This window comes from Rhizobium sp. BK456 (assembly GCF_014194045.1).
In the GTDB taxonomy this organism is placed as follows: Bacteria; Pseudomonadota; Alphaproteobacteria; order Rhizobiales; family Rhizobiaceae; genus Rhizobium; species Rhizobium redzepovicii.
The window spans coordinates 525,843-547,959 of sequence record NZ_JACIAO010000001.1 but is presented as its reverse complement, the minus strand read 5'-3'; the positions used below and the strand labels follow the sequence as shown (position 1 = coordinate 547,959).

General features: G+C 61.9%; 21 protein-coding genes. 13 read left to right on the top strand and 8 right to left on the bottom strand.

Going from position 1 to position 22,117, the window contains the following annotated elements:
- Window positions 1–109 precede the first annotated feature (109 nt).
- Window positions 110–340 carry a DUF2093 domain-containing protein gene (locus FHX03_RS03000; protein WP_183852557.1) on the bottom strand — a complete coding sequence of 77 codons (231 nt, stop codon included), beginning with the start codon at window positions 338–340 and terminating at the stop codon, window positions 110–112.
- Between the two features lie 67 nt (window positions 341–407).
- The gene (mutL, locus tag FHX03_RS02995) at window positions 408–2,210 is read right to left on the bottom strand and encodes a DNA mismatch repair endonuclease MutL (RefSeq protein WP_183852555.1); all 1,803 of its coding nucleotides are present in this window, start codon (window positions 2,208–2,210) and stop codon (window positions 408–410) included.
- 290 nt (window positions 2,211–2,500) lie between these two features.
- Between mutL and FHX03_RS02990 the strand changes: the two genes are divergently transcribed.
- Window positions 2,501–4,225 (top strand): response regulator, encoded by a 1,725-nt coding sequence (locus FHX03_RS02990; protein ID WP_183852554.1) that lies wholly within the window; start codon window positions 2,501–2,503, stop codon window positions 4,223–4,225.
- Window positions 4,226–4,406: 181 nt separating this feature from the next.
- Window positions 4,407–5,771, top strand: coding sequence for a putative bifunctional diguanylate cyclase/phosphodiesterase (locus FHX03_RS02985; protein WP_183852552.1), 1,365 nt, complete (start codon window positions 4,407–4,409; stop codon window positions 5,769–5,771).
- Window positions 5,772–5,909: 138 nt separating this feature from the next.
- Here FHX03_RS02985 and FHX03_RS02980 read toward each other — a convergent pair whose 3' ends face one another.
- From FHX03_RS02980 to FHX03_RS02960, 5 genes are all read right to left on the bottom strand, one after another.
- Window positions 5,910–6,515, bottom strand: a complete 606-nt coding sequence (locus tag FHX03_RS02980; RefSeq protein ID WP_097624018.1) for a PRC-barrel domain-containing protein — start codon at window positions 6,513–6,515, stop codon at window positions 5,910–5,912.
- 221 nt (window positions 6,516–6,736) lie between these two features.
- Complete coding sequence (locus tag FHX03_RS02975; RefSeq protein ID WP_183852550.1) at window positions 6,737–7,624, bottom strand: SMP-30/gluconolactonase/LRE family protein; 888 nt, start codon at window positions 7,622–7,624, stop codon at window positions 6,737–6,739.
- The gene (locus tag FHX03_RS02970) at window positions 7,621–8,262 is read right to left on the bottom strand and encodes a 2-dehydro-3-deoxy-6-phosphogalactonate aldolase (RefSeq protein WP_183852548.1); all 642 of its coding nucleotides are present in this window, start codon (window positions 8,260–8,262) and stop codon (window positions 7,621–7,623) included. Before FHX03_RS02970 ends, FHX03_RS02975 begins: the two co-directional genes overlap by 4 nt.
- A gap of 13 nt (window positions 8,263–8,275) precedes the next feature.
- Window positions 8,276–9,190, bottom strand: coding sequence for a 2-dehydro-3-deoxygalactonokinase (locus FHX03_RS02965; protein ID WP_183777257.1), 915 nt, complete (start codon window positions 9,188–9,190; stop codon window positions 8,276–8,278).
- Window positions 9,190–9,951 carry an SDR family NAD(P)-dependent oxidoreductase gene (locus FHX03_RS02960; RefSeq protein WP_183852546.1) on the bottom strand — a complete coding sequence of 254 codons (762 nt, stop codon included), beginning with the start codon at window positions 9,949–9,951 and terminating at the stop codon, window positions 9,190–9,192. Before FHX03_RS02960 ends, FHX03_RS02965 begins: the two co-directional genes overlap by 1 nt.
- 105 nt (window positions 9,952–10,056) lie before the next feature.
- Here FHX03_RS02960 and FHX03_RS02955 point away from each other — a divergent pair, with 105 nt between their 5' ends.
- The 11 genes from FHX03_RS02955 (at window position 10,057) to FHX03_RS02905 (ending at window position 21,184) form a co-directional block, all read left to right on the top strand.
- The gene (locus tag FHX03_RS02955; protein ID WP_183852545.1) at window positions 10,057–10,854 is read left to right on the top strand and encodes an IclR family transcriptional regulator; all 798 of its coding nucleotides are present in this window, start codon (window positions 10,057–10,059) and stop codon (window positions 10,852–10,854) included.
- Between the two features lie 203 nt (window positions 10,855–11,057).
- Window positions 11,058–11,792 carry a LuxR family transcriptional regulator gene (locus tag FHX03_RS02950; protein WP_097624021.1) on the top strand — a complete coding sequence of 245 codons (735 nt, stop codon included), beginning with the start codon at window positions 11,058–11,060 and terminating at the stop codon, window positions 11,790–11,792.
- Between the two features lie 523 nt (window positions 11,793–12,315).
- Complete coding sequence (locus FHX03_RS02945; RefSeq protein WP_097624022.1) at window positions 12,316–13,500, top strand: Mrp/NBP35 family ATP-binding protein; 1,185 nt, start codon at window positions 12,316–12,318, stop codon at window positions 13,498–13,500.
- A gap of 399 nt (window positions 13,501–13,899) precedes the next feature.
- On the top strand, window positions 13,900–14,877 hold the full coding sequence (locus FHX03_RS02940; protein ID WP_097624175.1) for a magnesium transporter CorA family protein: 978 nt from the start codon (window positions 13,900–13,902) through the stop codon (window positions 14,875–14,877).
- Between the two features lie 18 nt (window positions 14,878–14,895).
- Window positions 14,896–16,794: a potassium transporter Kup gene (locus FHX03_RS02935; protein WP_097624023.1), complete on the top strand. Its 1,899-nt coding sequence runs from the start codon at window positions 14,896–14,898 to the stop codon at window positions 16,792–16,794.
- 265 nt (window positions 16,795–17,059) lie between these two features.
- Entirely contained in the window at window positions 17,060–18,268 is a 1,209-nt protein-coding gene (locus FHX03_RS02930; RefSeq protein ID WP_183852543.1) for a cell wall hydrolase, read from the top strand.
- Between the two features lie 271 nt (window positions 18,269–18,539).
- The gene (locus FHX03_RS02925; protein ID WP_097624025.1) at window positions 18,540–18,878 is read left to right on the top strand and encodes an AtpZ/AtpI family protein; all 339 of its coding nucleotides are present in this window, start codon (window positions 18,540–18,542) and stop codon (window positions 18,876–18,878) included.
- Window positions 18,879–18,940: 62 nt separating this feature from the next.
- Window positions 18,941–19,693 (top strand): F0F1 ATP synthase subunit A, encoded by a 753-nt coding sequence (locus FHX03_RS02920; protein WP_097624026.1) that lies wholly within the window; start codon window positions 18,941–18,943, stop codon window positions 19,691–19,693.
- Window positions 19,694–19,760: 67 nt separating this feature from the next.
- Window positions 19,761–19,988, top strand: a complete 228-nt coding sequence (locus FHX03_RS02915) for a F0F1 ATP synthase subunit C (RefSeq protein ID WP_003545854.1) — start codon at window positions 19,761–19,763, stop codon at window positions 19,986–19,988.
- Window positions 19,989–20,065: 77 nt separating this feature from the next.
- The gene (locus FHX03_RS02910; RefSeq protein WP_097624027.1) at window positions 20,066–20,689 is read left to right on the top strand and encodes a F0F1 ATP synthase subunit B; all 624 of its coding nucleotides are present in this window, start codon (window positions 20,066–20,068) and stop codon (window positions 20,687–20,689) included.
- 3 nt (window positions 20,690–20,692) lie between these two features.
- Window positions 20,693–21,184, top strand: coding sequence for a F0F1 ATP synthase subunit B (locus tag FHX03_RS02905; protein ID WP_049735971.1), 492 nt, complete (start codon window positions 20,693–20,695; stop codon window positions 21,182–21,184).
- A gap of 134 nt (window positions 21,185–21,318) precedes the next feature.
- Here the strand turns inward: FHX03_RS02905 and FHX03_RS02900 are convergent, their stop codons facing one another.
- Window positions 21,319–22,008: a ribonuclease HII gene (locus FHX03_RS02900; protein ID WP_003588235.1), complete on the bottom strand. Its 690-nt coding sequence runs from the start codon at window positions 22,006–22,008 to the stop codon at window positions 21,319–21,321.
- Window positions 22,009–22,117 lie beyond the last annotated feature (109 nt).

The following is a 22,117-nucleotide window of genomic DNA, read 5'->3' as shown; positions in this document are numbered from 1 at the left end:
CGCTCTGTGCAATTTGCAGAGAGCGCATATCGACCTTGCTGTTGCCTAGCAAACGGCCTGTCCTTCGTGGGGCGGGCCGGACCTGCGGCCTCTCGCACGCGGCCGCGCTTTAACGCCGCTGGTTCGGCAGCACGCCGGCGCGTTTGTCGGCTTCGATCGCCGAGATCACGTCGGCATAGGGCTCCTGGCGGGCGACGCTCCAATAGCGCAGTTCGTCGAGCGGGATCTGTTTTCCCGTCATTGCGCAGACGACACAGGAGCCGGGCGAGAGAATCTGGAAATCGCCATCGAGATACCGGATCTTCGCTTCGCGGTTTCCGTGCCCTTCGAACAAATTCATGCGCTCCGTTCCCTGCAGCCTCTCATCCGTTTGCCATACTCCCGTAAAGGCGGCTTTTCCAGCTTTTTTAGCTTCTGCCGAAAAGCCGCTCGATATCGCTGAGCTTCAATTCGATATAGGTCGGCCGGCCGTGATTGCACTGGCCGGAGCCGGGCGTCACTTCCATTTCCCGCAGCAGCGCGTTCATTTCCTCCGGCCGCAGCCGTCGTCCGGAGCGCACCGATCCGTGGCAGGCCATGGTCGCCGCCACATATTCGAGCTTGGCCGACAGGCCTGACGCCGTATCCCATTCGGCAATCTCGTCGGCAAGCTGGCGGATCAGCCCATGCGCATCGACTTCGCCGAGCATCGCCGGCGTCTCGCGCACGGCGATCGCCCCGGGGCCGAAACGCTCGATCGCCAGGCCGAGTTCGGAAAGCTCGCCCGCATGCTGCATCAACCGGTCGCAATCCTCTTCCGGAATATCGACGATCTCCGGAATGAGCAGCACCTGCGAGGCCAGCCGCTTCGAATGCAGCGCCTTGCGCATCGCTTCGAACACCAGCCGCTCATGCGCGGCATGCTGGTCGACGATGACGAGCCCGTCCTCGGTCTGGGCGACGATGTAATTGGCGTGGATCTGCGCCCGCGCCGCGCCGAGCGGATAGCGCGCGGTGGTGTCGGCTGCTGCCGGCTGCGGCGGAAACGGCGGCTCGGCCCGTGCCGTCGGCATCGAGAGCCCGTCGAAGGAGGCCTGCGGCCGTTCACCAAAACCGTTTGCCGGCTGGTAGGGACGGGAAGGCGAGGTCTCGGCCGACCATGCCGTCTGTGGCCGTTGCGCGTAGGGCTGAAAACCGGGACGGAAGGAGCGCAGCATGTCGCTTGCCCCGGTGGTTGCCGCCCGGCTGCCGTCACGCGCCAGGGCCTCGCGGATGGCGCCGACGATGAGGCCGCGCACGAGGCCGGGGTCGCGGAACCGTACGTCGGATTTTGCTGGATGCACGTTGACGTCGACGAGGGCGGGATCGAGGGTAATCGATAGCACCGCCACCGGATGGCGGCCTGACGGGATGGTTTCGGCATAGGCGCCGCGGATCGCCGACAGGATCAGCTTGTCCTGCACCGGCCGGCCGTTGACGAAGGCATATTGATGGGCGGAGTTGCCGCGATTGAAGGTCGGCACGCCGGCAAAGCCGGTGAGCGAAATTTCCTCGCGCACGGCGTCGAGGGCGATGGCGTTGTCGCGGAAGTCCTTGCCGAGCACCTGCGCCATGCGCGCCAGATGGTCGTCGCCGGTCGCCGGAAATTCCAGCGTCGTGCGGTCGGAGCCGGACAGCACGAAGCGCACGGCCGGGAAGGCGATCGCCATGCGCTTGACGATCTCGGTAATGGCGCCGGCCTCGGCCTTCTCGGTCTTCAGGAATTTGAGCCGCGCGGGGGTCGCGAAGAAAAGATCGCGCACTTCGACGATCGTCCCGGGATTGGCGGCGGCCGGGCGCAAATGCGCGATCTTGCCGGCGTTGACGGCGATCTCGTGGCCGCCAGCGCTGTCGCGCCGGCGGCTGGCGATGCTGAGCCTTGCAACCGAGCCGATCGAGGGCAGCGCCTCGCCACGGAAGCCGAGCGTGCGGATATTCTCGAGCGTCTCCGATAGTTTCGAGGTGCAGTGGCGCCTGACCGCCAGTTCCAGATCGGCCGCATCCATGCCCGAACCGTTGTCGCTCACCCGCAGCAGTGCCTTGCCGCCGCCTGCCGTGGCGATCTCGATGCGCGTCGCGCCTGCATCGAGCGCGTTTTCGATCAGTTCCTTGGCAGCGCTCGCCGGCCGTTCGATGACTTCGCCGGCGGCGATCTGGTTGATGAGCGTTTCGGAAAGCTGTCTGATGGCCATGGGCTATTTTCGAGGATTCGCGGGCCGGAGGGAAGAGGGTTCGGCGGGCTTTCCCAAAGCGTGATCCGAGGCTCCCGCAACCTGGGAATCGCCGCTGCATAATTCATGCTTAAATCGGAACCGATTTACTGATGAAATTATGCAGCAGTTCAAAGTGTTATTGCGCCCTATGCGCGCCTGGAAAGGACCCGCGGCGCTGTAGTGTTAAGCCGGTTTTAACATAAAAATGGCATTTCTATTCAAATACCTCCGGAAGCTTTCGAAATCGAACAGATGTGGGACGCAACAGCATGAGTGCCGGCTTCGATAAGGCGGACACATCATCGGAAACCGACGGGATTTCCGCCGGAGCCGATCTGCAGACGGCGCTTTTCGATGTGGTGTGCGACAGCCTTTCGTCAGCTTTCATCATCTATGACAAGAACGATCATCTGATCTTCGCCAGCCGCCAGACGCTGGAATTCTTCCCGCTGCCCCCCGAGATGCTGAAGCCCGGCACGCGGCTTCGCGATTTCCTCGGCGCGGTTTACGACACCGGCATTCGCCAGCAATATGACGTGAAGCAGCGCGGCTCGCTGAGCCGCGAGGATTGGCTGTCGCAGAAAATCGCCTCGCATTGGCGCGAGCGCTTCGATGCCGTCGAGCGCCATGCTGCCGACAGCTGGGTCCGTTTCGTCAAACGCAGGCTCCCCGGCGGTTACGGCGTCACCATCATTTCTGATATTTCCGAGGACAAGAAGCGCGAAGAGCAATGGCGCTCGGATCTGGAGCGGGTGCAGCTCACCGAGGACATTCTCGACAATCTGCCGTTCCCGCTCTTCGTCAAGGACCGCAACCTCACCTATGTCGCGGTCAATCTCGCCTTTTGCGAGAAATATCAGACGACCGCCGACGAGGTGCTCGGGCGCAAGAGCAGCGACCTTTTTTCCGTCGAGATCGCCAAGCGTTTCGAAGAAAGCGACCGTCATGTGCTGGAGACCGGCGAGATGTCCGTCTCCCGCCAGCGGCAGATCTCCCGCGACGGCATCGAGCGCGACATCGTCAGCCGCAAGCACCGCATCGGCAAGCCGGGCCGCTATTTCCTCGTGTCGACCATGCAGGATCTGCCGCGCGATGGCGCCGATCTCGACGAGTTCGGCCGGGCATCGGCGATCACCACCTCAAGCAATCAAAGCTATCGCCGCGCCTATGTGCCGGTACCGAGCGCTGTCGAGCGCCGCGAGCCGGCGGCGATGGAAGCGATCGTTCCGGAGAATTTTTCCGGCCGCAAGGTCCTCGTCGTCACGTCCGACCTTGCCGCTGAGACCGCCGCGTTGCGGACGCTGTCGAAATACGGTTTCGAATCCTGCTCGGTCCGCGGCGAGGACGAGGAGGAGCGGTTCCTGGAAATCGCCACTTCCTCCGGCATCTCGCTCGATCTCTTGATCATCGACAACCAGATGGGCATGCGCTGCCTCGAGCTGTCAGAGCAATATGGCATCCCGGCGCTTGTTATGGACGGTTTTCAGATCGCCAACGAGCTCACCTTCCAGATCGCCCGCCATTTCAATCGCAACAGCCGCAATGGCGCCGCCGGTGCCGAATCGGATTGGGAAATCAGCATTTCTGACGACGTCGTCGGCCTGCAGGTTCTCGTCGCCGAAGACAATGATATCAACCAGATCGTTTTTTCGCAGATCCTCGAAGGCCTTGGCTATCGCCATATGATCGCGGCGACCGGCGATGAAGCCGTGCGTCTCTGGGCCGAGCACCGGCCGCAGATCGTGTTGATGGATATTTCGCTGCCGGGCTTCAACGGCTTCGAGGCTGCCCGCCTCATCCGGCAGATGGAAGAATCCGGCGGGACAAGCCACACCCCGATCATCGGCGTGCTCACCCAGGCCTTCGAACGAGACCGCGCCGAATGCGTCAAGGCAGGCATGGACGATGTCATCATGAAACCGGTCAGCCCCGATATGCTCGAGGCTGTCTTCCAGAGGCATCTGCTGGATGAAGGCATACGGGCGCGAGGCTGATACATGTCATCAGGACCTCTTAGCGGTTCCGGCTAACGACATAAAAATTAACGACTTTAGCCGGGACTACCGGTCAACTCCTGGATTCTGGGGTGGTTTTAGCGGCAATGCCTGCTGATTTACTATCAAATTGTTAAGACATGCCGGTCATTCTTTGCATGGCGCGGGAAAGCTCGGGTGAATGATGAAATCGGCGGACACAGCTTTCTTGACCGTCGGTCAGAATGAGCTTCAGGCGATGGCCTATACCGATCCGCTCACCGGATTGGGAAACCGCAATCGCATGCGGGACAAGGTCTTGCAGATCTCTTCCGAGCGCGCTAGCGACCCGGCTCCCTTCACCATCGGCATCGCCAATCTCGACAGTTTCAAACCGATCAACGATCTTTTCGGCTCGGCTGCCGGCGATGAGATCCTTTGTCAGGTCGCCCATCGCCTCAGGGCCTGCATTCCCGATGGCGCGCTGGTCACCCGCCATGACGGAGATGAATTCGCCTTCGTGCTGCCGCTGATCTTCGAGCGGGCGAGTGCCGAAAAATTCGGCCAGATGATCCGTGAAATACTGTCGGCCCCCTATGATCTCGGCGACCGCAACGTCCGTCTTTCCGCCTCCCTCGGCTTTGCCATCTACCCGTTCGCCGGAGAAGACTGCGAAGAGCTGCTGAAGAGCGCCGAAACCGCCCTCTACCGTTCCAAGCGCCGCGGGCGCGGCCAGATCACCGTCTATTCGCGCGAGATCGCCCAGGAAATGAAACGCGCGACGCAGCTGGAGCAGGCGCTTAGAAACGCCATCATCTCCGACGCGATCGACGTGCATTTCCAGCCGATCGTCTCGCTCTCCAACAATCAGGTGGTCGGCTTCGAGGCGCTCGCCCGCTGGAACGATCCCGATCTCGGCTTCGTCTCTCCCGGCGTCTTCGTGCCGCTCGCCGAAGAACGTGGTTTCATCGATGCACTGTCGGAAGCGCTGCTGCGCAAAGCCGCCGAAGCAGCTCTTTCATGGCCGCGCGAACTCTTCCTGTCGTTCAATCTCTCCTCGGCTCAGTTGATGGATCCAGGCACCAGCGGCAGCGTCCTGTCGATCCTCGGTCGGGTCGGCTTCGATCCGCATCGCCTGGAGCTGGAGATCACCGAAACCGCGGTGATGAGCTCGGCCGATACCGCCCACCGCATCATCGCCGATCTGCGCGCCGCCGGTGTGCGTATTTCGCTTGATGATTTCGGCACCGGCCAGTCGAGCCTCGGGCGCCTGCGCGACTTCATCTTCGACAAGATCAAGATCGACCGCGCCTTCGTCTCGCGCATCAACTCCGACCGCGCCTCCGAACACATCATCAAGGCGATTCTGACCATGTGCGACGGCCTGGAGCTGGAAGTCGTGGCTGAGGGCATCGAGGATTATGCCGAGGCAGTGAAGCTGCGCATGCTCGGTTGCGGCATGGGCCAAGGCTATCATTTCGGCCGCCCGGCGGACGGGATCGCCACACTGCGCTTTCTGCACGAGAACTATTACGATCCCGCCATGGCGGAGCGTGTCAGCGCATAAAGCATGATGCCGAAAAGTGTGAGCGGTTTATCATGCTCCAAAGACCGACATAGCAAAAAGCGATGGCGCCCCTAGGAGCGCCATCGCCTACGCTATACTACCGCGCGGTATATCTGGCCGGGCTGTCTAAACGCCAACTTACTTGGGCGTTGTCGAGCCGGTGGCCGTGGTGTCGGTGCCGGTTGCAGCCGGAGCCTTTTCGGCCGACTGCATGGCCAGCGTCTTGAACTCAGGTGCAGCCTTCAGCGATTCAGCCGTTTCGCTTGTCGTCAGCTTGACGCTGCCATCCTGAGTATTCTGGGCGACGGTGATCTTCTCCATCGGGACGGCGACGTTCTTTTCGCCGATACCGAGGAAGCCGCCGACGCCGACGATCGCAGCAACGAAACCGCCGTCCTTCTTGAGAATCAGGTCGTTGACGCTGCCGATGCTTTCATTGTTGCCGTTATAGACCGACTGGCCGATATAGGTGTTGGCGCTGACCTGGTCCGGAGACTGCTCCGTGATATAGCCGGCCTGCGCCGTGTCTGCCGTCGGGGCTGCAGCCGGAGCCTGTGCGGCATCGCCTGCGGGCTTGGTGACGTCAGGGGTCATCGGCTTCGGTGCTGCCGGATCGGCCGGAGCTGCCTGTGTCGGAGCAGCCGGATCCGCGGGCTGCGGCGCCGCCTGCGAGAATGCCGCCGGTGCGAAAGCCGTGGCAAACAGTGCGCCAGCGGCAACGGTCGTCAAGAGTTTGCGTGTCATTTCGAACCTACCTTCAGTTCCTAGAGTGGTCGCTGACGCGGCAATTTCTGTTTCATTGCCGCGCCGGTTCGAAAGGAAAATGACTGGTGCGCCGAATGGTTCCGGTTGAAAACACGGAAAATTTCTCGATTTTCACGGAACATTTATCGCGCAACCGCCACCAGAACGAGAAAAGGCGCCTCCGGCCGGAAGCGCCTCTGGTTGTTACGGGCAAGCTGTCTTCAGATCACGTAGACCGGATCGAACACGCCTTTGACCTCGATGCCGAGTTCGAGCAGCGCGCCGGCGCTCGGCTGCGCAGAACGGGCATCTTCGTCGAGGCCCTCCCAGGCGGTCGTCACTGCCAGCCGGTCGGCATTGACGCCGATGAAGGCGGGGCAGGAGGGCTGGACGGCGGGAACCTTATAGCGCGAGATGCGCAACCCGTCGGGATTGTAGCGGTCGACGACGCCAGCACCCCAGCGGGAATTCCAGATATAACCATCGGCATCGACCACCGAGCCGTCGATGTCGCCGGGCTCGTCGGCGCTGTCGACCAGCACGATCGGTTCGCCCGAGGGCATGCCGGTGTTCGGATCGACCATGACGCGCATCAGTCGATTAAGGCGGGAATCCGTATAATAGCCGATCGTGCCGTCCGGCGAGAAGCAGATCGAATTCGGGATGCTGATGCCGTTGAAGATCTTCGTCACCTTGCCGCCGGCGATATGATAGATGGCGCCGGCCTGGTTTTCCGCCCGCTTGCTCATCGTGCCGATCCAGAGCGCACCGGAAGGATGGGTGCGGCCGTCGTTCGAACGGTTCTCCGGCCTGTCGTTTTCGAGCGCGGCATAGAAGGTGAGGTTGCCGCTCGCCACATCGCGAACGAAAAGCCCTTCCTCCGTCGCGATCAGCTGCCGGCCGGCGTCGATACGGGCAAGCACGCTCGCCATGGCAGGCAATGGATGCACCTTTTTGGCGCCCGTCGAGAGATTGAGCTCGTGCAGTTCCTTGCCGAGGATGTTGAACCACCAGACGGTGTTGCTGTCCGGATCATAGGTCGGGCCTTCGCCGAGAACGGAATTGGTGTTGCAAAGGGTCTTGCCCTCGAACTCGTAGATATCGGTCATACGCTCACGCTCCCAATGGCTGCATCATAGGCGTAAATGGTCGCCTTGGCGCGCTCGGCAACCTCTGCTGCGGTCATTCCGGGCTTGTAGAGGCTGGTGCCGAGACCGAAGGCGAAGATGCCGGCCTTGGTGTAATCGCCGAAATTCTTGTCAGACACGCCGCCGACGGCGGCAATCGTCAGTTCCGGCGGCAGGATCGCCCGGATCGCCGTGATGCCGGAAGGACCGAGCACGCTTGCCGGAAAGAATTTGAGACCGGTGGCGCCGGCCCGCGCTGCGGCGAGCGCCTCTGTCGGGGTAAAGACACCAGGCATCGTCACCATGCCGTATTGGCGCGCCCGGATGATCACCTCGGGCTCGACATTCGGCGTGACGAGCAGCGTGCCGCCGGCCACATGCAGGCTGTCGACCGCCTCGACCGTCAGCACCGTGCCGGCGCCGATCAGCACCTCGGGCGGCGCCATCTTGGCGGCGATCTCGATCGATTTGAACGGTTCCGGCGAATTCAGCGGGATCTCGATCGCCGTCAGGCCATTGTCGATCAAGGCGCCGACCACGCTTTCGGTCTCGTCGGGCCGGATGCCGCGAAGGATGGCGATCAGCGGGCGCTTCATGTCGGGGAAGGGGATACGGTTCATCGTGTCGGCTTTCTCAATTCGGCCAGATGGCTTCGGCGGCGGCCGAAAGCCCGCGGCGCACGGCGGCGTCCGCATCGATGGCGGTGAAGGGAAGTGAAAGGGTTTTGAAGGCCTGTTCATAGAGCGCCTGCAGGCGCCCGGAAGCGACCAGGGTGATGCCTGAGTTGGCCGCCTCCTGCAGCGCACCGGCGATTTCGAGACCGATCAGCGTGCCGGAGAGGCGGGCCTGCGCGGCAGCGGCGGAGATTCCGTGCAGGAGCTGCCCCGAGCGGGCGGTAAAGAGCAGATTGGAGGCAAGCGCGGGCCGCGCGAAAGCGGCCGAGACCGCCGCCTCGAAGGCGGCCGCATCGGCCGGCTGCTCCTCGGCGCCGGCAACGGCATGCGAAAGGATCGTGTGTTTGCTAATGACGTCGAAAAGTTCGCCGGTCATGAAGGTCGAAAAACCGGTGACCTTGCCGTCGCCCACATGCACCCACTTCGAATGGGTTCCGGGCATGCAGACCGCCTGGGCGCCCGCGCTTGCGCTGCCGAGCGCGCCGAGAAGCTGGGTTTCCTCGCCGCGCATGACGTCGGGTGTCGCCATATCCCGCTGGGCAAGGCCGGGCAGGATGCGGATGTCACAGCTTTCGCCTGGCACGGAGACCGCCCCGGTGAGGACGGAGGCAAGGGGCGCCGGCACATCGATATAACCGGCCTCGACCCAGCCCTGCCGTGCGCCGGCCATGCCGCAGATGATCACCGGCAGGTTTTCCGGCGCCTCAATGGCTGTGAGATGGCCGGTAAGCACGGTGGAAAAGCCGGTCTTTGCCGCGCTCGTCATGCCTTCGCCGCTGCGGCGTTCGGCAAGGATGGTGCCGTCCCTACCCATGAGCCAGAGCCGGAAGCTGCTGGTGCCCCAGTCCACCGCGACATAAGCGGGATTTGCCATTACAGAACGCCTCCATCGACAATCAGGGACTGGGCGGTCATTCCAGCCGCACAGTCGGATGCAAGAAACAGGCAGGGACCGACGATCGCATCGGGCTTGAGCGCGACCTTCAGGCACTGGTCCTCGACCGAGCGCGCAATGCTCTCCTCGGTGAGCCAGTGCTGCATCTGCCGCTCGGTGACGACCATGCCGGGCAGAATGCAGTTGACCCGGATGTTCTCCGGCCCGAGCCTGCCCGCCAGGCTCTTCGTCAGCCCGACGACCGCCGCCTTGGCTGCCGCATAGGCGGGAAAGCCGCCCATGTTCAGCTTGAAGGCAATCGACGACATATTGATGATCGCCCCGCCGCCGGCCACCCGCATCGGTGGCACGACTGCCTGCGAGGTGAAGAACACATGCTTGAGGTTGACCGCCTGGTTGTTGTCCCAATAGGCCTCGGTCACCGCGTCGAATTCATGGCGGTCGTCCCAGGCGGCATTGTTGACCAGCACGCGGATCGGCCCTGAGCTGGCAATGACGCTATCGACCGTGCGCCGGATCGCCTCGATGTCGCGCAGATCGGCATGGTGAAAGGAGACTGGATGCATGGTCTCCCGCGACAGCCTTTCGGCGAGTTCGCGGCCGGCAGCCTCGGCGATATCGATGAACGAGACCTTGGCGCCCTGGCGCGCGAAGCCTTCGACGATCGCAGCACCGATGCCCGATCCGCCACCCGTCACCAGCACGGTTCGGTCTCTGAACTCCGGAAATTGTGCTGGCATCGCCGTCGCCTTTTGATATTCAATGCGTTCCATTATTTGGAACTATATTTGACTATATGGAATTATCAAATTATGCTGGCCTTGCTGTCAAGGGCGGACGAGACGATGAATTCAAATAGCGAAAGCATGGCGCAGAGCCGCGAGACCGGCACGCTCGGCAAACTGATGGTTCTGCTCGATCTCGTCACCCATGCCGATGCGCCGCTGCGTTTCACCGATATCCTCGCCCTTGCCGGCCAGCCGCGCGGCACCTTGCATCGCCAGCTGAGCCATCTGGTGGAGGAAGGGTTGCTTGAGCTTGATGGCGACGGCCGTTATGCGCCGGGCCTGCGCCTGCTCGATTTTGCGGCACGCAGCTGGGCGCGCAATGAATTCCGGCTGATTGCCGAGCCGCACCTTGCCGCTCTGCAGCAGGCGACCGGCGAAACGGTGCATCTCGGTGTTTTGAGGGGCCAGTCGATCATCTATCTCGACAAGGTCGACGGTCGTCAGCCGGTGCGCATGTATTCGCAGATCGGCAATGCCTCGCCCTGCTACTGCACCGGTGTCGGCAAGGCCGCCCTGTCCTTGCTACCGGCCGATCTCCTCGCCGATCTCCTCGCCGGCCTGAACTTCACCGGCTTTACCGCCTCGACCCATCTCTCGGCAGAAACGCTGCTTGCCGAAATCCGCGAGATCACCGACCAGGGCTATGCCTTCGACCGCGAGGAGCATGAGGCCGGCATCCGCTGTGTCGCCGCTCCGCTATGGTCGCAGGATCGGAGCTTTATCGGCGGCATTTCGATTACCGGCCCGGCCTATCGTCTGTCGATGGAACTTCTGCGCCAATGGGCCGTTCCAGTTCAGCTGGCAGCTGGGAGGATCATGGAAGATATGCGCGTTCGGCTCGGCCCGCGCCGCTAAATGCGATCGGAGAGCATGCTTATGATGAGGGCGATATTGAGATTTTCGGGCGAATCACGACAACTGCAAATAGTCCGCGAAATCGATTAACCACCTGCCGGCCGAACGCCTCTGCGGCGAGGCCGATTCCATGTGATCCAATCAGCGATCGTCATTCCCCGAGGCAATCGAACCGGCCGTTGCGCCGAAGATGAAGAAATGTGATGGCACCCTTGTCGCAAACATCCCAGGAAGACGACGATTACATCCAGGAAATAGCCGGCCTGAAGACCCAGTTCGATATTTTCCGGTTCCTGAAACGTGTGACGGAAGCCTATCGCAGCCGTGCCTTCCTGGTTCTCAATCTGCCGCCGGTCACCTCCCTGGATATCCAGGGCAGCACCGTCATCACCAGTTGGCCGGCCGAGCTTCTGGCGCTCTACGACCAGGAGGGACTGCTGGTCAACAGCCCGGTTCTCAGGCGGCTCAGAACATCAGCGCGGCCCTTTTTCTACGACATGTCTCGCGAAAACTGGTCGCGCGACGACGGCAAGTCCATCCTCGTCGCCTCGCTGTTCGAACGTTTCCGGATGATGCGCGGCGCCTATTTCCCGACGCATGAGCCATCCGGCGTGCGCGGCGCCATCTCTTTCGCCGGCGACCGCGAGCCCTTCAGCCCGGCGGAGATGCGCGAGCTTTGCTATATCTCGATCCATGTCTATGACAGGCTTGCCGAGATCCGCAACCTCGACACGCGCATTACGGACACGCTGACCGACCGGGAAATCGATTGCCTCAACTGGACAGCGGCTGGCAAGACCAGTGCGGAAATCGCCGAAATCCTCACCCTCTCCGAGCACACGGTCAATCACTACCTCAACCGTGCCACCAAGAAGCTCGATACGGTCAATCGCACCCAGGCGGTGGCCAAGGCGCTTCGGATCGGCCTGATCAAATAAGGTGCAAAAGGCATAGCGGGACTTCGCCGGGCGCCCAGCGCTTGGGCATATGGCGGCCGTCGCAGCCGGCGTTTGCGCCATTTCCGCCGATTTTCCGTCTGGCACGCTTTCTGCTTCTCTTTTGCCAGAGGCCCAGAGGGGACTTGGACCAGCGCCAGGAAATGGCGCGGCCGCACACCGCTGCCCGACGCCGATGCCGCTTTTCCCAAGCCTTCGGTGTCGGCGGCGGTTGTTGCGTTTTGGCACCGCCTCTTGCACAGCTGCGCGCCATTTGGCCCTCCCGCTTCATTTTTCGCTGGCCTTTTTGTCGGCTTGCTCTAGTTCGCCCCGGATTGCGCCGGTTCTCGGGGAGACCGTTGCGGCCATCAGGGCGAAAGCCCGGCGGACTTGATGGCCGCAACGGATTGCCCGTTCTCCCCGGCGCTTTTTGCAAGCCGGCAAATCGATTTTCCCGCCGATGATTTTGTTTGGCGAAGGCGTCCGTCTCCACTATCTGTGATCGGGAAGCAGCAGTGAGGGTGGAATGACCGACGTCACCAAGGAACAGGTTCTCGAAACGCTGAAGACCGTGCGTGGACCGGATCTCGAGCACGATATCGTCGAGCTCGGTATGGTTTCCGACGTCTTTATCTCCGACGGCAAGGTTTATTTCTCTATCACCGTTCCGGCCGATCGTGCCAAGGAGCTGGAGCCGATGCGGCTCGCCGCCGAGCGCGTCGTCAAGGCAATGCCTGGTGTCAAGGGCGCGCTCGTCGCACTGACCGCAGACAAGAAAGCTGCCGCCGCCGCTCCGGCTGCCCGCCCGGTGCCGAACCCGTCGCACGGCCATGCCGGCCACGATCATCACGGGCATGACCATGGTGGCCATGCGCACGCGCCGCAGCAACAGCCGCCGCGGGCCGGCAAGATCGGCGTCCCCGGCATCGGCGCCATCATCGCCGTCGCCTCGGGCAAGGGTGGGGTCGGCAAGTCGACCACCGCCGTCAACCTGGCGCTCGGCCTGCTTGCCAACGGTTTGCGCGTCGGCATTCTCGACGCCGATATCTATGGTCCCTCCATGCCGCGGCTGTTGAAGATATCCGGCCGCCCGACCCAGATCGATGGCCGCATCATCAATCCGATGGAGAATTACGGCCTCAAGGTCATGTCGATGGGCTTCCTCGTCGACGAGGAGACGGCAATGATCTGGCGCGGTCCGATGGTCCAGTCGGCGCTCCTGCAGATGCTGCGCGAAGTCGCCTGGGGCGAGCTCGACGTGCTCGTCGTTGACATGCCGCCCGGCACCGGCGACGCGCAGCTGACCATGGCCCAGCAGGTGCCGCTTGCCGGCGCCGTCATCGTCTCGACGCCGCAGGACCTCGCTTTGATCGATGCCCGCAAGGGCCTCAACATGTTCCGCAAGGTCGAAGTGCCGGTGCTCGGCATCGTCGAGAATATGAGCTATTTCATCGCGCCGGATACCGGCACCCGCTACGACATCTTCGGCCATGGCGGCGCCCGCAAGGAGGCCGAGCGCATCGGTGTGCCCTTCCTCGGCGAAGTGCCGCTGACGATGAATATTCGCGAGACCTCCGACGCCGGCACGCCGCTTGTCGCCTCCGAGCCGAACGGCGTCGTCGCCGGCATCTATCGCGGCATCGCCGCCAAGGTCTGGGAGCAGCTCGGCGGCCAGACCCAGCGTCCCGCCCCGACAATCGTCTTCGAATAAGCGCTGTCATCGGCACCCGGGCGGCTGCTCCGAGCGGCCGAATCGCGATCGCCAGTACCCCAAATTGTGGGGGAAACGTGGTGAAAAGCCGCGCTTCACGGAAGATGTCTTGATTATTTCACGGCTTTGCTGCATATGCCGCGGCGCCATGATGGCGTTTGCTGCAGATGCTCAATGACGGCCGTCCTCGTTTGGAAGATTTCGGCCCGCCTGCAAGTTCGGAGTTGTCTTGTCGATCGAAGGATTGATCGCTGCGATGCGGTGGAGCACAATGCGCATGCCGGCCTTCAAGGTTGGATGCAGCCGGAGTTGTATGACCTTTTTTGATCCGCTTCCGTTGGGACCTGGGACGAGCGACCCTCGCGTTGCCGCGCTGGCGGCCGCATGGAAAGGCTGCCGGTGATCACCGCTTACTGTTCCAATTGCAGGTCGGTCGAGATCCGCGATCTGTCGCATCCCGCATCCTTCCCCGAGGATGTCGTCTGGATCGACATGATCGAGCCGAGCCGCGACGAGGAGCTTTATGTCGAGAAGGTGCTCGGCATCGAGGTTCCGACCCGGGACGACCTCAAGGATATCGAGCCCTCCGCCCGTCTCTACGTCGAAAACGACGCCGTCTTCATGACCGCCTCGCTGCTCTGGAAGGCCGATACCGACGCGCCGACGCTGACCGATGTCGCCTTCATCCTGGCCGGAAACCGGCTTGTCACCATCCGCTACGCCCATCCCAAATCCTTTGCGCTGTTCATCGCTGCCCTCCACCGGCTGCCGGAAAACTGGCGCAGCGGCGCCGCCCTTCTCGCCAAACTGCTGGAGACGATCGTCGACCGCACCGCCGAGATCCTCGAGGTCTCCGTCTCGCGCCTCGATATCCTGTCGATGCATGTCTTCGGCGATCGGGCGAAGAAGACGCGCAAGCCCTCGAATTATCTCGAGGAGAAGCTGCGCGATATCGCCGGTTATCACCGGATGATCAGCAAGGTGCGCGACAGCCTCGGTTCGCTGTCCCGCCTGCTGACCTTCTTCCACACGATTCCGGCGGTCCAGCAGGACCGCGAGACGAAGGAACTCTGCCGCACCCTCTCGCGCGATATCCAGTCGCTGTCGGAGCATGCCGCCTTCGTTGCAGGCAACATCACCTTCCTGCTCGACGCTTCGCTAGGGCTGATCAACATCGAGCAGAATTCGATCATCAAGATTTTCTCGATTGCCTCGGTGGTTTTCTTGCCGCCGACATTGGTCGCCTCCATCTATGGTATGAATTTTCAGGTCATGCCGGAGTTGGCCTGGGCCGCGGGTTATCCCTATTCGCTGGCCCTGATGGTGATATCAGCCGTCATCCCCTTTTTCTTTTTCCGCTGGAAAGGCTGGCTCTGAGGAGCCTGTTGCAACTTCATGTCCGAAGAGAGCCATCCGAACGAATCCCAGATGACGCCGAAAAAGCTGTTCTATCTTGCGCTCGGTTCCGTCGGTGTCGTCTACGGCGATATCGGCACCAGCCCGCTCTATGCTTTTCGCGAGGCGCTGAAGCCCGTCGCCCATGACGGCGTCACCCGTTTCGAGGTCATCAGCCTGATCTCGCTGATGATCTGGGCGCTGACGATCATCGTCACCATCAAATATGTGCTGTTTTTGCTGCGCGCCGACAACGAAGGTGAGGGCGGAACGCTGTCGCTGCTCGCCCTTCTGATGAAAACCGCCAACGGCCATACCGCCATACTGATGCTGCTCGGCCTGATGGGGGCTGCCCTCTTCCTCGGCGATGCGATGATCACGCCGGCGCTGTCGGTACTCTCGGCGGTCGAGGGCCTGAAACTCGTCACGCCGAGGCTCTCGGAATATATCGTGCCGATTTCGGTGGTGATCCTGGCGCTGCTCTTCGTCGTGCAATCGCGCGGCACCGGCGCCGTCGCCAGGTTCTTCGGCCCGATCACTGCCGTCTGGTTCCTGGTCATGGCTGCCGCCGGCATTTCCCATATCTCCGACGATTTCGGCATCCTCGCCGCCTTCAACCCCTATTATGCCGTCAGCTTTCTGCTGCATGAGGGCTTTTACGGCGTCGTCGTGCTCGGCGCCGTGTTCCTGACGGTGACCGGTGCGGAGGCGCTTTATGCCGATCTCGGCCATTTCGGCCGCCGTCCGATCCAGTGGGCCTGGTTCCTGCTGGTCTTCCCGGCGCTGACGCTGAACTATCTCGGGCAGGGCGCTCTCGTTCTCGGCAATCCGGAGACGATGTCCGATCCCTTCTATCTGATGTATCCGAAATGGGCGCTGCTGCCGGTCGTCATCCTGGCGACTGCCGCGACGATCATCGCCAGCCAGGCGGTCATCACGGGCGCGTTCTCGATGGTGCGCCAGGGCATCAACCTCGGCTTCCTGCCGCGTATGGAAATCCTCTTCACGTCGGAAACCAATACCGGGCAGATCTTCGTGCCGTCGGTCAATGCTGTGCTGTTCATCGGCGTCATCTTCCTGGTCCTGAGTTTCAAGACCTCGGATGCGCTGGCGACCGCCTATGGCATCTCCGTCACCGGTGCGATGGTCGTCACCTCGATCATGGCCTTCGAATTCGTTCGCGCGCGCTGGAACTGGTCGCTTCCGGTGGCGGTGATCGCGCTTGCGCCGCTGGTCGTGCTCGAACTGATCTTCCTCGGCGCCAACCTTTTGAAGATCCACGACGGTGGTTATATCCCGATCCTTATCGCCACCGCCTTTACCGTCATCATGTGGACCTGGCGTCGCGGCACCGCGATCCTGATGGAAAAGACCCGCCACACCGATATTCCGCTCCCCTCCTTCGTCAGCTCGATCGAGCGCAAGAGCGAACATTCGCCGGCCCAGGTCCCGGGCACCGCGATCTTCCTGACGAGCGACCCGGAATCGGCCCCCGCCGCCTTGCTGCACAATCTCAAGCACAACCATGTGCTCCACGACCGCAACGTCATCCTGACGATCCGCACCGTCAACAAGCCGCGCGTGCCGAGCCACGACCGCTATAAGGTCGAGCAGATTTCCGAGCGTTTCTCCCGCGTTGAACTGCTGTTCGGCTTCATGGAATCCCAAAACGTCTCGCAGGCCCTGGCGACGCTGCGCAAGACGGGGCTGAAGTTCGACATCATGTCGACCTCCTTCTATCTCGGCCGCCGCAAGCTGGTGCCGGACGCCAAATCAGGCATGCCCTACTGGCAGGACCGGCTTTACATCGCCCTTGCCAACGCCGCCGCCAACCCCTCGGACTACTTCCGCCTGCCGGCCAACCGCGTGGTGGAACTGGGGTCGCACGTTATTATTTGACAGGTGCGGGCGACATTCCCGACACGCGTGTCTGCGCTGTCTGGCTCCTTCCGCGACCTCGTCTTCCGTCATGCTCGGCCTTGAGCCGAGCATCCACACGGCATCCACAGCAGCCGCGGCATGGATCCTCGGCTCAAGGCCGAGGATGACGGAGAGTGGGGATGCGTCCCTGTCAAACAAGCCACATTAGAACATGCAAAACTTCGCATGGTCACATTCCGGCACGCCCCGTTAACCCGACGTCAAGGTTAATGAGAGATTTTCGATGGAATGTTCCCGCGTTCCATGCCCGGAGTTGGTGTTGCGTCGAAAGAGCTCTTCCCGTAGCAAGCTGCGTCTTCTTCCCGAGAATTGGGTGTCGCCCGCAATCTTCGGGCTCGCCGGCTGGCTGATCTTCCCGAGCGTCGCGTCTCATGCGGATCTCGCCGCCATGCTCGCCGGTCTCGATCGGGAGGGGGAGAGCTGGCGAATGGTGCTGACCAATTCGCCTGCCGGCTCGATCCATCAGGCCGAACTTGCCTTTTCCGATCCGGCGGTGACGGGCTCGATCTCGTCGGGTGCCGGCATGGTGCTTCCCGATGGCCGCAAGGTGGCTTTCACCAAGGAAAAAGGCCACGAGGACACGCCCGACGAGGATCGCGTCAACCGCGGCACCAAGAAAGGCCGCGTTGTCGCCGTCGAGAAGATGCAGCCGCCCAAGGATTTTTCCGCCGGTTCGATCCTCGAGCGCACCAGGATGCTCTTCACCCCGAGTTTCGATCTCAAGGACAGGTCGGCTTTCGTCAAGCCGAAGATCCAAGGCAAGGAAATCGAGATCGCCACTTCTTTCTATAAGAAGCAGCCGGTGGTGACCGATAGTGGCGTGCCGGCAATGCTCGCAAGCCTCGTCACCAGCGACAAGGCCGATGTCCTGGCCACGGCCTATGGGCCGGCGGCGCCCGACTATTCCCGCCAATCGCCTTTCGATTCCATTCTGACCGAGCAGGATAGCGGCCGCTTCGTCCCGCAGATCGGCCCGCGCGACCATGCCTGGGCCGCCAGCATATTGTCGCCGAGCGTCTTTTCCGCCCGCGAGCAGCAGTGCCTTGCCTCCGGCATCTATTTCGAGGCGCGGGGAGAATCGGTGAAGGGCCAGGCGGCCGTCGCCCAGGTCATCCTCAACCGCGTCCGCAACCCGTCCTATCCGAAAACCATCTGCGGCGTCGTCTACCAGAACGAGGACTGGCGCAACCGCTGCCAGTTTTCCTTCGCCTGCGACAGCATCAAGGACAGGGTGAACTCGGAATATCACTGGCGGATGGCCCGCGATGTGGCGATGGCGGTGACATCAGGTAAGATCTGGCTGCCGCAGGTGGGCTCGGCGACGCATTACCATGCCGTCTATGTCAGGCCGAAATGGGCAAAGACCATGGAAAAGGTCGGCCGCATCGGTCTTCACGTCTTCTATCGCACCTATGGCGGCGGCTGGAGCTGAGATAATTCGCTCGGGCAAGCGGATTTGCCGGGCTGAAAAGCGGATTCTTTCCATCGAATTTAACAGATCGACCCAGAAACGACTTATCTCTTTGATTTGACAAAACTATTTTATGGCTGGACAGAAGCTGCCTACGCCTTGACTATACCAATCCCTAAAACTATGTTGCGCGCGACTTCAGAACGGGCCGGAAGGGTTTCAACCTTCGCGTCCGGGGTCCGAATGACCGGGGTAGCGGGAGTGCGGGCGACGGGCAGGCGAGGAGAGATCCATGGCGGATGACCGCGAAGAAAGTCTTGAGAAGCGCCGTGCGCAACTGGAAGCGAAACTCGCGACCAAGCGCGTGGAGGCGAAAGTGGAAGAGGCAAGCGAAGCCCGTTCCGAGGTAAGCCGCAAAGGTTATGCCCAGGCGATGAAGCTTTCCAGCGAGTTCATTTCCGCAATCGTCGTCGGTGCTGTCCTTGGCTATGTCTTCGACCGTTTTGTTGGCACGGCGCCTTGGGGGATGATTGTTCTTCTGCTTCTCGGATTCTGTGCCGGCGTTCTGAACGTGCTGCGTTCTGCGGGGGTGGTGGCCCATCCTCTGGACGATAAGGACGACAAGAAGTAAGGACCGGTCCCGGTCCAGTGCAATGACCCCGCGTCCTGCGGGCCAAAGAGAGAGAACAAGCGGTGTCCAACGATCCGACTCATCAGTTCCAGATCTTCAAGATTGTGCCGATCGAAATCGGCGGGATTGATTTCTCGTTCACCAATGCATCGCTCTTCATGGTCGCTTCGGCCGCCGTGGCCGTAGGCTTCCTCTATTTCGCAACCTCGAACCGCGCCATCGTACCTGGCCGTTCGCAGTCGGTTGCGGAAATGTCCTATGAATTCATCGCCAACATGTTGAAGGAAGGCGCGGGAAAGCAGGGAATGAAGTTCTTCCCGCTGGTCTTCTCGCTCTTCATGTTCGTGTTGACGGCGAACCTGCTTGGCATGTTCCCGTATTTTTTCACGATCACCAGCCAAATCATCGTCACTTTCGCACTAGCGATCCTCGTCATCGGCACAGTTCTCGTCTACGGCTTCTATAAGCATGGCTTCCACTTCCTGAATGTCTTCGTGCCCTCGGGGGTCCCGGGTATCCTGCTGCCGCTGGTCGTCTCGATCGAAATCATTTCGTTCCTGTCCCGCCCGATTTCACTGTCCGTTCGTCTTTTCGCAAATATGCTCGCCGGTCACATTACGCTGAAGGTGTTCGCAGGCTTCGTCGCCTCGCTTGGAGCCCTTGGTGCAGTCGGTGTCGGCGGCGCCGTTCTTCCCCTCATCATGACCGTCGCGCTGACCGGTCTCGAGTTCCTCGTCGCCTTCCTCCAAGCTTACGTCTTTGCGGTGCTCACTTGCATGTACCTAAACGACGCAATCCATCCGGGCGGGCACTAAGGATAACGACATCGACGTCATAGGGCGTCAGTCATTCGCCGCAACAACCATTTCAAAGGAGTTCAACATGGAAGCGGAAGCAGCAAAGTACATCGGTGCAGGCCTGGCTTGCTTTGGTATGGCCGGTACGGCTCTCGGCCTCGGCAATATTTTCGGCAGCTACCTCTCCGGCGCACTGCGCAATCCGTCTGCCGCTGACAGCCAGTTCGGCCGTCTGGTATTCGGCTTCGCCGTTACGGAAGCTCTGGGCATCTTCTCGCTGCTCGTCGCTCTCCTCCTCCTCTTCGCCGTCTGATATCGGCGAATAGATGGATCACGGCCTGCCACCGCAAGCCGTGATCCTTTGCATTTGCAGTCCACCTGGAGGTGAGAATGTTTTTTGTGACCCCGGCTTACGCTGAAGAAGCACCGGCGGCAGCGACGGGTACGGATGCGCATGCCGCTCCGGCCGCAGGCGAGGTCCATACCGAGACTGGTGTTGCCGGCGGCGAGCACGCCCGTGGCCCTTTCCCGCCTTTCGATTCGACGACCTTCGCGTCCCAGCTGCTCTGGCTGGTGATCACGTTCACCGTCTTCTATTTGCTCATGCAAAAGGTCATCGCGCCGCGTATCGGGGCGATCCTCGACCAGCGTCATACGCGCATTTCCCAGGATCTGGAAGAAGCGGGCCGCCTGAAGGCGGAAGCCGACGCTGCTGTTCAGACCTATGAAGGTGAACTGGCTGCTGCCCGCGCCAAATCCAACGCGATCGGCTCCGCCGCACGCGACGCCGCCAAGGCCAAGGCCGAAGAGGATCGCCGCGCTGTCGAGGCGAGCCTGTCTGAAAAGATTAAGGCTGCCGAGCTCCGCATCGGCGAAATCAAGGCGAAGGCTTTTGCCGATGTCGGCACCATTGCCGAGGAAACCGCGGCTGCCGTGGTCGATCAACTGATCGGCGGCACCGTCGCCAAGGCCGATGTCGCCGCTGCCGTCGCAGCCGCCAAGAAGGAGGCTTGATCGATGGAATTTGCCTTAGACGCAACTTTCTTCGCCTTTGTCGGCCTCGTCCTGTTCCTGGCGCTGGTCGTTTACCTGAAGGTTCCGGGCATGATGGCACGGTCGCTCGACGACCGCGCCGATCAGATCCGCAACGAATTGGCCGAAGCCAAGCGCCTGCGCGAGGAGGCCCAGCACCTGCTGGCCGAATACCAGCGCAAGCGCAAGGAAGCCGAAGCCGAAGCGGCCCACATCGTTGCCGCCGCTGAGCGCGAAGCCGAAATGCTAACCGCCGAAGCAAAGAAGAAGACGGAAGAATTCGTCGCCAACCGAACGGCGCTTTCCGAGCAGAAGATCAAGCAGGCCGAGGCCGAAGCGATGAAGGCGGTCCGTTCCGCCGCCGTCGATCTCGCGATCGCGGCTGCCGAAACGGTGCTCGCCAAGCAGGCCGACGCCAAGGTCCAGTCCGAGCTCTTCGGCAACGCCGTCGGCCAGGTCAAGACGCGGCTCAACTGAGCAGTATCGAATGAAATGAGCAAAAGGCCGGGCATGTCCCGGCCTTTTCTTGTTGATAGTTCCTTTTATGAAATCCGAGCCTGTCCGGTTGGGGAGGGGGCCTAAAGCAGCTCTCGGCAGTCTGGAGTCCAGACCTATTCCGAGATCAGCTCGTCCATCTCAGGACCGTCCTCGACCTTGCGCAGCGGCCGAAAGCTCATCCGGTGCAGGGAGCAGGGGCCTAGTTTTTCGATGCCGGCGCGGTGCTGCGCCGTGCCGTAGCCGACATGAGCGGCAAAGCCGTAATCCGGAAAGACGTGATGGGCGCGCGCCATCATCCGGTCGCGTGTGACCTTGGCGACGATCGAGGCGGCGGCGATCGAGACCGAACGGGCATCGCCCTTGACGACAGCCTGTCCGGGGCAATCGAGGCCGGGCGGCACGTCGAGCCCGTCGGTCAGCACGTAGCTTGCCGGGATGGCGAGGCTGCAGATGGCGCGGCGCATGGCGTCGAGGCTCGCCTTACGGATATCCGTCTCGTCGATACGTGTCGAGCTGGAGGAGGCGATCGAGACGGTGGCGGTCGCCAGGATCTGCACGAACAGCTCCTCGCGCCGTTGCGCCGAAAGCTGCTTGGAATCGTTCAGCCCCTCCGGGATGCGCTTCGGGTCGAGGATGACGGCGGCAGCAACGACCGGCCCGGCGAGCGGCCCGCGGCCGGCCTCGTCGGCGCCGGCGACCGGCCAGTGGCCGGCCTTGCGGGCTTTGAGCTCCAGCCGGAAATCCGGCACGAGGGGAACCGCTTGGAACAGCTGGGGAGAATCGGGTGGCGTGCGAGGTTTCATGCGGCTGAGCCTCGCACGCCAACCCGATTGCCCGCAAGTCCCCGATCAGGGCGGCGGTCGGGGACCGGGTCCGGCGGATGGTGGCGGTCAGTGCCATCCGCGGGAATTG